This is a genomic window from Chamaesiphon sp. OTE_20_metabat_361, assembly GCF_031364565.1.
Genome location: NZ_JANLWO010000099.1, coordinates 1 through 9906, shown reverse-complemented (window position 1 = coordinate 9906; position 9906 = coordinate 1). Strand labels below are relative to the sequence as shown.

The 9906-nt window shown below is 47.5% G+C and carries 12 protein-coding genes and 1 pseudogene; 2 read left to right on the top strand and 11 right to left on the bottom strand.

The window, feature by feature from the left end; genetic code table 11:
* Nucleotides 1–153: 153 nt before the first annotated feature.
* The 3 genes from RMO35_RS02810 to RMO35_RS02800 all read right to left on the bottom strand — a co-directional run bounded on the left by RMO35_RS02810 (nucleotide 154) and on the right by RMO35_RS02800 (nucleotide 1853).
* Nucleotides 154–480: a type II toxin-antitoxin system PemK/MazF family toxin gene (locus RMO35_RS02810; protein WP_309738417.1), complete on the bottom strand. Its 327-nt coding sequence runs from the start codon at nucleotides 478–480 to the stop codon at nucleotides 154–156.
* Complete coding sequence (locus RMO35_RS02805) at nucleotides 467–709, bottom strand: addiction module antitoxin (protein WP_309738416.1); 243 nt, start codon at nucleotides 707–709, stop codon at nucleotides 467–469. Before RMO35_RS02805 ends, RMO35_RS02810 begins: the two co-directional genes overlap by 14 nt.
* Nucleotides 710–920: 211 nt before the next feature.
* Nucleotides 921–1853: a TetR family transcriptional regulator gene (locus tag RMO35_RS02800; RefSeq protein ID WP_309738414.1), complete on the bottom strand. Its 933-nt coding sequence runs from the start codon at nucleotides 1851–1853 to the stop codon at nucleotides 921–923.
* Nucleotides 1854–1888: 35 nt separating this feature from the next.
* On the opposite strand from RMO35_RS02800, the gene RMO35_RS02795 reads away from it, so the two are divergent.
* Nucleotides 1889–2875: a Rieske 2Fe-2S domain-containing protein gene (locus RMO35_RS02795; protein ID WP_309738412.1), complete on the top strand. Its 987-nt coding sequence runs from the start codon at nucleotides 1889–1891 to the stop codon at nucleotides 2873–2875.
* On the opposite strand, the gene RMO35_RS02790 is transcribed toward RMO35_RS02795, so the two are convergent.
* The 8 genes from RMO35_RS02790 to RMO35_RS02755 all read right to left on the bottom strand — a co-directional run bounded on the left by RMO35_RS02790 (nucleotide 2868) and on the right by RMO35_RS02755 (nucleotide 9142).
* Nucleotides 2868–4001 carry a beta-ketoacyl-ACP synthase gene (locus RMO35_RS02790; protein WP_309738410.1) on the bottom strand — a complete coding sequence of 378 codons (1134 nt, stop codon included), beginning with the start codon at nucleotides 3999–4001 and terminating at the stop codon, nucleotides 2868–2870. The genes RMO35_RS02795 and RMO35_RS02790 overlap by 8 nt on opposite strands.
* A 137-nt stretch (nucleotides 4002–4138) precedes the next feature.
* Nucleotides 4139–4861 carry a peptidylprolyl isomerase gene (locus RMO35_RS02785; RefSeq protein WP_309738409.1) on the bottom strand — a complete coding sequence of 241 codons (723 nt, stop codon included), beginning with the start codon at nucleotides 4859–4861 and terminating at the stop codon, nucleotides 4139–4141.
* A gap of 156 nt (nucleotides 4862–5017) precedes the next feature.
* Nucleotides 5018–6265 (bottom strand): competence/damage-inducible protein A, encoded by a 1248-nt coding sequence (locus RMO35_RS02780; RefSeq protein ID WP_309738408.1) that lies wholly within the window; start codon nucleotides 6263–6265, stop codon nucleotides 5018–5020.
* Between the two features lie 153 nt (nucleotides 6266–6418).
* Complete coding sequence (locus tag RMO35_RS02775) at nucleotides 6419–6583, bottom strand: hypothetical protein (RefSeq protein WP_309738407.1); 165 nt, start codon at nucleotides 6581–6583, stop codon at nucleotides 6419–6421.
* A gap of 42 nt (nucleotides 6584–6625) precedes the next feature.
* Nucleotides 6626–6979 carry a hypothetical protein gene (locus tag RMO35_RS02770; RefSeq protein ID WP_309738405.1) on the bottom strand — a complete coding sequence of 118 codons (354 nt, stop codon included), beginning with the start codon at nucleotides 6977–6979 and terminating at the stop codon, nucleotides 6626–6628.
* 220 nt (nucleotides 6980–7199) lie between these two features.
* Nucleotides 7200–7664 carry a hypothetical protein gene (locus RMO35_RS02765; protein WP_309738403.1) on the bottom strand — a complete coding sequence of 155 codons (465 nt, stop codon included), beginning with the start codon at nucleotides 7662–7664 and terminating at the stop codon, nucleotides 7200–7202.
* A gap of 286 nt (nucleotides 7665–7950) precedes the next feature.
* Nucleotides 7951–8256: a hypothetical protein gene (locus RMO35_RS02760; RefSeq protein ID WP_309738402.1), complete on the bottom strand. Its 306-nt coding sequence runs from the start codon at nucleotides 8254–8256 to the stop codon at nucleotides 7951–7953.
* Nucleotides 8257–8416: 160 nt separating this feature from the next.
* Nucleotides 8417–9142 (bottom strand): Spy/CpxP family protein refolding chaperone, encoded by a 726-nt coding sequence (locus RMO35_RS02755; RefSeq protein ID WP_309738401.1) that lies wholly within the window; start codon nucleotides 9140–9142, stop codon nucleotides 8417–8419.
* A gap of 221 nt (nucleotides 9143–9363) precedes the next feature.
* On the opposite strand from RMO35_RS02755, the pseudogene RMO35_RS02750 reads away from it, so the two are divergent.
* Nucleotides 9364–9906, top strand: a pseudogene (locus RMO35_RS02750) (hypothetical protein); the annotation flags it as partial.

The window sequence follows — 9906 nt, the reverse complement described above, 5'->3', positions numbered from 1 at the left end:
CCCAAGGAAGCTAAATCTTTTCCCCTGTATTATTCAATCTAAATTTCTAACGGTCAGCTACGGTTTTAGCGACATTGATGCAAAAATTAGACGAGTCTTACCTTTACATTCCGATCGACTCGATCGAGTGTAGTTTCTAGTACGATTAATTACTTAGAGTTGCATACCAAGTTGAATTTTAACTATACGCTCGATTGATTTCATGTCATCTACTGAGATCGTACCGAGTTTATTTACCAGTCGATCCTTAGATGCCGTTGTCAATTGGTCTGCCATTGCCTTACTTTCTTTGCCATCGATCGTGACGATGGCTTCACTAGGATATAATCGACCAGTGTTGCTTGTCAGTGGCACCACTTGAACGCGATTTAGTGAGGCATTAGCAGCATCATTGCTAATAATAACCGCAGGTCGAGTTTTCCGAATTTCTCCACCAACAGAGGGGTCAAAATCTACCCACCAGACTTCACCTCTGAGCATCACTTACGATCCCAATTAGCCCATTGCTCCATTCCAATGCTTCGCGCTCCCGCTCGGTATCTGCTGCCATTGCCTGATAAGCAGATGTCAGATCTTCTTTCATGACGTGGGGACGAGCTAAATTTTCGATGAATTTACTAATATTTCCTTTGCCGATAACCCGATAGAGAGCATCATAAACCTCTCGATCGATCGTGATGGTCATTTTCTGTTGCATGGCGATTGTCACTCGATATATCCGCCTATGTTAACACATACACGTATACGTGCTAAGTCGATTATTAGCAGTGTGCATAATTTGTCGATCGCATCATGGCAGCTTTGAAGGGAAAGTTCTCGATCGATCCCTCATTCGATATCAACCTAGTAGCAGTAAAATAGAGTCGAGTAAGTATCGATGCAGAATAGGAAGAATAGATTAATCTCGATCTCGCGGAAACTTATGCTTCACTATCGACATCAGCATGAGACTGTCGTACCCAATTAATCGCCGTATTATGAGATACTCCCGTTTGGCGTTCGATCTCGCGGAAGCTCATACCTTGATGATGTAAATCGAGACATTGTTGCTTAACTTGTGGAGGATAGCCACGCACCCTGTATTCATCTGCAAATTGCCGACCGCAAGCCCCGCAGATATAGCGTTGCTTGTTGTGGCGATGTCCGTTCTTTGCCACTCGATCGCTGCCACATTCAACACATTTCATTACTTTACTGTGCAAGATTAGCAGATCGTCACCGATGTAGGGGTTGAGATAAGCACAAAGTAAATCTTTTAGCTCTGTATACAGCTTCTGTCGATGTGCTAAATCGGCTTTGAGCGCAACGAGAAATAAGCCGTTGTATGTGCGGTGGAAAACTTCGGCGATTAGTTCGCTTTTCTCGCGACTGAGCTGGGGATTACGCTGTTGGCAGAGATCGGCAAATTGATGAATTAATAGCCGATCGAAATTTTCGTCAAATAATATAAACAATCCGGGGTGTGATTCGAGAAAGTACTGTAAATAAACGATTCTAGGAATGGGCTGCTCGAAATACTGGGCATGAGCATCAACGATATCCCCGATCGTTTGGACGAGGGGACGACGCAGATCTTTGGCAACTAACCGAGCATTAACGATCGCGACTTGCTGCATATGCTCGGCTTCTAAGGCATGGAAAATCGCTAATTTGTCAGGGAAGAACTGATAAATCGATCCGACTGCGGTATTGGCTCGATCGGCTATTTGTTGGGTCGTCGCGGCGGCATAACCCACTTGGGCAAAGACTTCTGCTGCTGCTGTCAAAATTTTGGCTACCCGTTGCTGTCCGCGTTGCTGCTTCGGTTGACGCCGCAAGGAATTAGCACTGGACATTTGTGAGGATTTATTCATAAAATTGCCGTATCGACTTATTCAACCATTCGCTCATGAATATGCTCCAAGGCGCACCCTGGCTTCTAGCTCACAAATCCATGCTAGCAGTCAACAAACCCTTTAAGGTATCGCTCTATGGTAATGATTACGTGCTCTGGAAAGATGCGGGCGGAAATATTAATGCCCTCGAAAATACTTGCCCCCACATGGGCGCGATGCTATCTGAAGGTTGGTGTGAGGTGAAACCAGATGGTACGAGTCGCATAGTTTGTCCCTTTCACGCGCTGGAATTTGATGGCGCAGGCTGTACGGTTTTGCCCGGTTCAAATAAGCAAACGCTACCGCAATTAGCCCAGCTAGAATTAATTATTCAGGGTGATTTTATCTGGTCGTATGGTGGACACGAACCCAAAATACCGATTCCCAATATTCTGAATGAAATTGCGGCTAATTATAAATTTGTCGGTCAGACAGGCGATTGTAGCGTCGAAACCGATCTGCGATCGATGCTGTTGAATATGCACGATTATAATCATCAAAACGGTACTCATCGAGAGATGTTTAAAATCACTGAGGTACAGTTCGATCGATTTATTGATGATGGACATCATTCTGATGCCTATTACAATATGCCTACCGCGCCAAGTAGCTTGCGGGAAAGACTCAAGAACCCAGCTTTATTGACGATTCCCAAGGTGCTGTCGGCACATCTGGAGAATTATTTTCCGCATTTAGTTATTTTCCACGGCGATCTACCAGCGGGGAAAATAACTAAATGTCATTTCTTTGTACCAGAATCTCTACACCACACTCGCACTTATGTGCTGCTATTCGCTCAACTGAAGAGTCCAATTTTTAGATTGATGAAGCAGCAGTTTTTAGATATCATTCGGGTTGTCATCGAACAGGATGCAGCTATTTTGTCAAAAATTTATCCTGGTGCCCCACAGAAGATTAAGTTGAATAATGAAGTGGGCATGGATTGGGTACATCGTAACTTTGACAGCTTTCCAATGGTGTCAGATTTGCTGGTTAAGTAGGTTGCCATTTTTTGAGGGAGATCGCCGCATTTTGTCCGCCAAATCCAAAACTTAGGCATAGCAAATTATTGACCTCTGTCTGACGTGAAATTGTCACTAAATTGAGATCGAATTCAGGATTTTTTAGACCCACACATGGCGGTAAAGTTTGAGTCGCGATCGCTCTTAAACACAGTGCTACCCCCACCGCGCCGGATGCGCCTAATGTATGTCCCGTCGCTCCTTTGGTGGAACTTACCGCTACGCCATCAGGGAAAATTTGTTGGATTAATTGGCTTTCGCGGCGATCGTTTAGGGGCGTACTCGTACCGTGGGCGTGGATATAATCGATATCTGTGGGAGCGAGTTTGGATCGATCGAGACATTGATAAATAGCATTCACACCAGCCGTTCCCGACTCGTCCATCGCGCACATGTGGTAAGCATCATTCGTCAAGCCAAATCCCAATACTTCCCCATAAATCTTCGCACCGCGAGCGCGTGCTAAGTCCGCTGTCTCTAGGATAAATACTGCCCCGGCTTCACCTAAAACTAACCCCTCTCGGCGCAGATCGAATGGATAACAGCCTGTTGTCGCCAACGCACCCATCTGGGTAAAACCCGCGATCGTCAGTGGCGTAACTGGCGCTTCGACAGCACCTGCGATCGCCCGCTCGCAGGCTCCAGAGCGCATCAAATTCACGGCTTGCGCGATCGACCATATTCCCGTCGCACAAGCCGCCATCGGGGCTAATACAGCCGATCGAGAGCCGATCGCTCTGGCAGTCTCGATCGCCAGACTGTGAGGTAAGATATTCAACCAGTTAGTAAGATCGCGCTGGGGGGGATTGGCGAGTGCTTTTTCCCATTCACCTTGATAACTCCGACTCGAACCGATCGCGACGCCACAATCTAGCAGTGGTAAACTTAAATCCGCATCCATAACAGCTTCTGCCACCACCAGCCGTGCGAGTGCCAACAAATCGTGCGGCGCTTGGGGATTTATCAAAGCTAACGGCAATGGTGGAAAATTCTCAAAAGGTTGCCGTAATTCGATCGCCGAGCAGCCATTATTTACAGCTTGCCACGTCCGCGCTAGATCGCCAAGTGCCGATCTAAAGCCAATTCCAGTAATTACAATTTGCATCTGTCTGCACCAGCAACCTTGGTGAGTTAGACACCTTAAAAATGAGGGCAAGGAGCTAATCGATTCGCCCCTTACCCTCATTTTAATCAATACCGCGTGCTTTATTTAGTCGTAAATTGCAACTTGAGCCGATCGACTTATTTCTTGAGATTCTCAATGCCTCTAGTTACTTTTGCTGACGTAATTTTATCGCCTTGTTCGATCGTATCAATAATTTCTAAGCCCTGAGTAATTTTCCCAAAAACAGCATAGTCACCATCGAGGAAGCCAATATCGGCTAGGGTGAAATAAAACTGGGAAGATGCCGAATCAGGCGACTGGGATCTTGCCATCGCGATCGCACCTCGGGTATGTTGAAGTTCGGGAGATTGGAGTTGTGGCGCATCTTGCTTGGTTTTATTATACAGTGGGACGCTAGCACCTTTGGGTTTAATTTCTAGGGGAATCTGCCGTTCGGAACTCGTACCAGTAGGAATATAACCGCCACTACCATTACCTTTAGGATCGCCACCTTGCACGACAAAAGGTTGTGGTTTGCGAATTACGCGGTGAAACGTCAGTCCGTTATAAAAGCCTTTCTGAACTAAATCGACAAAGTTACCCGCACTAATCGGAGCGTTATTACCGTCTAACTCGATCGTGATTTGTTTATTACCTTTGACAGTCATCACTACTGTCGCTTTACCGTTTAGTCTGGGCAATCCAGGGAACTGGTTCGTAGTCGCATCGGGGCTAGTAGTTGGCGATGAGGGACTAGGCGGAGTTGCCGCTTGTTGGCGATTGGGATTTTCACAACTACCCAAAATTAGGGTACCCAAAAGCAAACTAACTACGAGTAGGTGTTGAAATGGTTTCTGCATCTGTTGGTTCGGGGAAGTAAATATTTTCGTCAATTCAGTGTAAGTCGTTCGCGAAGCGTCTCGGAACGAGAATCGCGACCTCTATTAACTAGGACTGCTGAAAATAGATAGAGTTCCGATCTGTATATTAAACTTCTTGCATCTACCCTCTACCCTCTATCCCCCAACCCGCCGCCGCAATAAATTCAAGCTCTGAGCCGCCGACATCTGCCGAATCAATTCACGATCGCGTTGGCTCCCCAATTGATACTTAATCCCCTCTATACTGCCATCGGGAGCCGCAATGCCGATATATACTAAGCCCACAGGCTTGGCGTCCGTACCCCCACCAGGACCAGCAATCCCGGTAATACTCACGCCCCAATCCGTGCCTAATTTGGCTTTAACTCCCGCTGCCATTTGACGGGCAACTATCTCGCTCACCGCGCCCTCTGTCGCTAGCACCTCGGGATCTACTCCTAATAAATCGACTTTTACCCGATTCGCATAGGAAATAATGCCGCCCATAAAATAGTCCGAACTCCCCGCCGTCTCTGTCAACATTTGCCCCAAACCACCGCCAGTGCAAGACTCAGCCACTGCTAAAGTTTGTCCTTTAGCCCTTAATCTTTCCCCTACTACGCTGGCTAAGGTATCCTCATCGCTACCATAATAATCATCACCAGCAATCTGCTGGATCTCCGCAGCAATTGGGGCGATTAATTGTGCTGCGGCGGCTTCACTAGTAGCCCGAGCCGATATCCGCAATCTGACCTGTCCTTTCCCAGCATAGGGAGCTACAGTGGGATTCGGTGAATTGAATAAATGGTTGACCTTTTCGGCTAGAGCGGCTTCGGGAATCCCAAAAAACCGCAGACTGCGACTATAAATCCGATCTTGCCCGTAACCTTGGGTTTTTAAAAACGGAACGGCTGTATCCCGCCACATCCGGTGCATCTCACGCGGTACGCCCGGAAAAGTCAAGATCGTCAATCCCGCCCGTGGTTGCCAAATCATCCCTGGTGCGGTACCGGAGGGATTGGGTAATATCGCTGCGCCTGCGGGTTGTAGCGCTTGTTTCCGGTTGCTCGGAGTCATCTTGCGCCCGATGCTAGCAAACTTGAACTCGATATCGGCGATCGTTTCCGGATGTTCGACCAACGGTGTCTTAAAATAATCCGCGATCGCTTCTGTAGTCAAGTCATCCGGCGTCGGCCCCAAGCCACCTGTAAATATCAAGATACTCGATCGAGCCGCCGCAATCTCGATCGCCTGATGGACTCGATCGACATTATCACCCACGACAGTTTGATAAAAATGCGGTACTCCTAATGCGGCTAATTCCTGCGCTAGGTACTGAGAATTACTATTGAGAATATCACCGAGTAATAATTCGGTACCGACACAGATTACTTCAGCAGCCATAATATTTGGGAGATTACTAAATACTATAAGTTACACATCCTTTGACGATCTCGATGGAACGCTACTTTTAAATGTACTTAAGACCGATCGACTTCTATAAATCGTACTATAAAGGAGGCAATCTATTTTAGATTGCCTCCTTTTGCTGGTAACTTAATCGATGATGGGTGTTGCTGAAATGATGTATGATTTCCCACCGATCGAAATGGCTAACTCTCCAAAGCCTAAAGCCTCAAAACTTTTCATACCCCAATTCAGCAATGCCCAATGATGAATAATCCGCCACCCCGATCTACTGGTAGAAATAGATGATTGCACTCTGAGTCGAGATCGGTGTCAACGATCGGGGCTAATTTAGCACTAGTGGCGATATTCGCGACGGTCGTCATAACGAAGATCGTCATAGCGACGGTCATCATAACGTCGATCGTTGTGATAACGCTCTCGATAGTAGCGCTTGCGCTCTTGACGGCGTTGGGAATAGTATTCCCGGCGACGAAGCTCTGCTTCTCGTTCCCGCTCGATCTGGCGGTAACGATCGTCATCGCGGTACGAGCGATCGTTGCCGCCAATCTTGATAATTAGTTGTGCGTGCAGATCTCCGGCTGGCTGTCTAGCAGAGACAGCACTATCGGTTGTACTCATCGCGTGAGATTTGGGCGCGATCGACATTACGGTTAATAGGGCGATCGCCAATGCTGTAAGTTTTGGCATGATTACATCCGAATATAACGATAGATACTAGAAATATCATTTCGATCTTAGATCGATCGCCATTAATAATCATCGGGCTAAGGTACTGTTTTTCACCTCAGCTCATCTATCTTTAGTCACGGTTAGGTACGGAACGAGATGAACTTTGTCAAGTATAAATCCAAAAATGTGGCAACGAGCGTGCGCTCGTTGCCACATTTATAACAAGATCGGTGGAAATCTAAAACCGTAAGCCAGCACCTACGGCAATCCCCGTACCTTGATTGCTATCGGTAACTGGTACGATGACCGAAGCCTTGAGGCGCAGACTATCGCTAAGGTCGAGGTCGGCACCACCAACCAAACCAAATGTAGTTACGCTATTGTTGCCCGTGTTCACAGCGACAGAACCACCAACAAATGGGGTAATCAAGAAGCTTTGTTCGGTATTTCTCAAGGGGAGATCGTAAGTCAGTGACGTACCAAAGCTGGTACCGTTATTGGGAAAGTAGACGAATGGACGCAGTGAGAGATTGTCGCTGACGCCGAATTTGGAGTCGATCCCGATCGAAGTTTGACCGTTGCCAAATAGTACAGATGGCCCGATCGAGCTTTGACCTATTACTTGGGCGCTGGCTGGCGTACTTACACCGATGGCAGCAATTGAAGAAAGCAGCGTAACTAATGCAATAAAATGTTTTTTCATGACAACTTCGTGGTTTAATTAGACTAGAATAAATCGGCTAAATAGACAAGAATGGATGCAAAATAACAAAAGTTTTTGGCTTGGACAAAAATTCGATATCCATATTTATAATCTAATAACTTTTGATGTATTTACATATCCACCTATAGTTAGAGATTTCACCTAATCGATCGGTCGGTTATCGCTAAATTCCAGCAGAAACAAATGTATTGAAATCGCTCGATCGATGACCGACGGATCGGTCTGGATTTAAGCAGATAAATTTCATTTATACCGAGCCGAGAATTTAGCGACTGCGGCGGTAGTCACCATCGCGACGGTATTCACCATAAGAGCGACGCTCACGCCGTAAGGATTGTCGGCGAAGGCGTGCGGCTTCGCGCTCCCGTTGCAGTTCTAGCTCCCGCCGCCGTTGATAGTTACTGCCACGCGAGTAACCCCGGTCGCCGATTCTCAAAATAATTTGAGATTGGAGATTGGCGGCGGGTCGATCGATCGAGACAGGGCGAGCGTTAGCCGTCATTGCCTCAGATCTGGGAGCCATCGTGAGGATACTAAGTAAGCCAATTGCTAATGAAGTGAGTTTTAACATGTTTGCTGTGGGCTGGGTTAGATAAATGAAGCACGTTTATGTCGAGTGTAATCTCGCGATCGAGTCGGATTCATCGGGTAAAAGCAATAGATGTCTGCCCGTACTCTCTATCTTTTGTCACGATCCGGCAGTAGCAATGCTCGGGTGAGTAGCTTTGCTGCTAGATGGAGTTTTGTCTGCCACCGCCTCTATAGCGCGATTTGCGTTGAGCCTGTTGCTCTGGGGTCAGAATGGCGTCTAACTGCTGTCGGCTCGATTGACGGATAGTTTTGATTTTGGCTTGTTGGTCGGCGGTGAGATTGAGACTTTTCCAGGTATTTCGCATGGCTTGGCGACGCTCTTGACGTGCTTGAGCTTGCTGCTGTTGCTCGGGTGTAAGGATCGCTTCCATTTGGCTGCGTGCCGATGCGCGGAGTTGCTGCATTTTGGTTTTTTGCTCGGCACTCAGATTCAATTGCTCCATCCCGCCTTTGCCCCAACCGCGACCTTGCCCGAGTTGCGCCTGTTGAGCGGGAGTCAAAATTGCTCTCAGTTGCGCTTTATTTGACTCACGAATGGCTTTGAGTTTGGTTTTTTGGTCGGCAGTCAAATTCATCCCTTTGCCACCTTGGCGCTCGGCTTGGCGTGTAGCTCGAAGCTGGGTGAGTTGCTGACGCTGCGATGGCGTTAATACCGCATCGATCTGACTGCGAGTGTCAGCTTTGAGCTGCTGCATTTTGGTTTTTTGAGCGGGAGTCAGATTGAGACGATTTGCGCGGTTGCCCATTGCATTGTCAGCAATCTGTACGCCATTAGAATGCCGCTCGAAATAGTTACTCGCGGCAACTGCTGGCGCAGCAATGGAGATCGCCAATAGTGGTAAGAATTTGACTAAGTGGTTTTTCATCGTGGTAATCGGGGTGCTGGTGGTAAGGAATGTTTTATTTCCATGCTGCTATCTTAAGTTTTCTGACCCGATCCAGACATCCAGCTAAGGTCACGATCGATACTTCAAATAACCTATCGCCAGTCATAGTTTCGATCGCCTCAAAACATGACTAACGTAACGATCGATCGGGAACAATTACAGTTATGTTAGGAGAACCCCAAGTAATTTAAGTCGATTGAATGCAGATCGAACTATTCGTGCGCCATCCGCTGAGATCGCTACTGTATATCGAGTGGATTTTATTCGCCGTCGTCATGGCGCTCGAAGTGTCGCCGCGCGGACAGATGCTGGAGCTAAAATGGCTGAATGTAGGGATTGTAGCGGTGCTGGCTGTGATGGGATTGCGCCTGCCGATGGGCAAATTAGCGATCCGCATACTCTATACGATCGCCCAAATCGTGCCGATTTTTTTAGCTGCTTACCTCGGGATGCGTCAAGTTGGCTTGCTGTATATCATCGTGATGATGCGGAGCTATCTGATTTTCGGACGACAGTATCGGTTGTGGGTGACTGGCGGGATCTTTGTTCTATATCTGATGACGACGAGCTTATTTCCGTACCAACGTATGCGTGCCAACCGGGGCTACCCTCGTCCTGGCGTTACGATTGGTAGCTCTAAGCCATCTGCCCCCAGCGGCGAGTCAGCAAGCGGTCGTCAAGGCGAGTCTCCACAAGAGACGCGCCGCGAACGAGATGGGTTCAAGTGGGGGTTTGTGTCTTTA

Excerpts from the sequence above, each read along its gene's own strand:
- RMO35_RS02770 (WP_309738405.1), bottom strand. The coding sequence starts at position 6,979 with ATGCCAAAACTTACAGCATTGGCGATCGCCCTATTAACCGTAATGTCG.
- RMO35_RS02795 (WP_309738412.1), top strand. The coding sequence starts at position 1,889 with ATGAATATGCTCCAAGGCGCACCCTGGCTTCTAGCTCACAAATCCATG.
- RMO35_RS02790 (WP_309738410.1), bottom strand. The coding sequence starts at position 4,001 with ATGCAAATTGTAATTACTGGAATTGGCTTTAGATCGGCACTTGGCGAT.
- RMO35_RS02765 (WP_309738403.1), bottom strand. The coding sequence starts at position 7,664 with ATGAAAAAACATTTTATTGCATTAGTTACGCTGCTTTCTTCAATTGCT.
- RMO35_RS02760 (WP_309738402.1), bottom strand. The coding sequence starts at position 8,256 with ATGTTAAAACTCACTTCATTAGCAATTGGCTTACTTAGTATCCTCACG.
- RMO35_RS02780 (WP_309738408.1), bottom strand. The coding sequence starts at position 6,265 with ATGGCTGCTGAAGTAATCTGTGTCGGTACCGAATTATTACTCGGTGAT.
- RMO35_RS02810 (WP_309738417.1), bottom strand. The coding sequence starts at position 480 with ATGCTCAGAGGTGAAGTCTGGTGGGTAGATTTTGACCCCTCTGTTGGT.
- RMO35_RS02800 (WP_309738414.1), bottom strand. The coding sequence starts at position 1,853 with ATGAATAAATCCTCACAAATGTCCAGTGCTAATTCCTTGCGGCGTCAA.
- RMO35_RS02755 (WP_309738401.1), bottom strand. The coding sequence starts at position 9,142 with ATGAAAAACCACTTAGTCAAATTCTTACCACTATTGGCGATCTCCATT.
- RMO35_RS02785 (WP_309738409.1), bottom strand. The coding sequence starts at position 4,861 with ATGCAGAAACCATTTCAACACCTACTCGTAGTTAGTTTGCTTTTGGGT.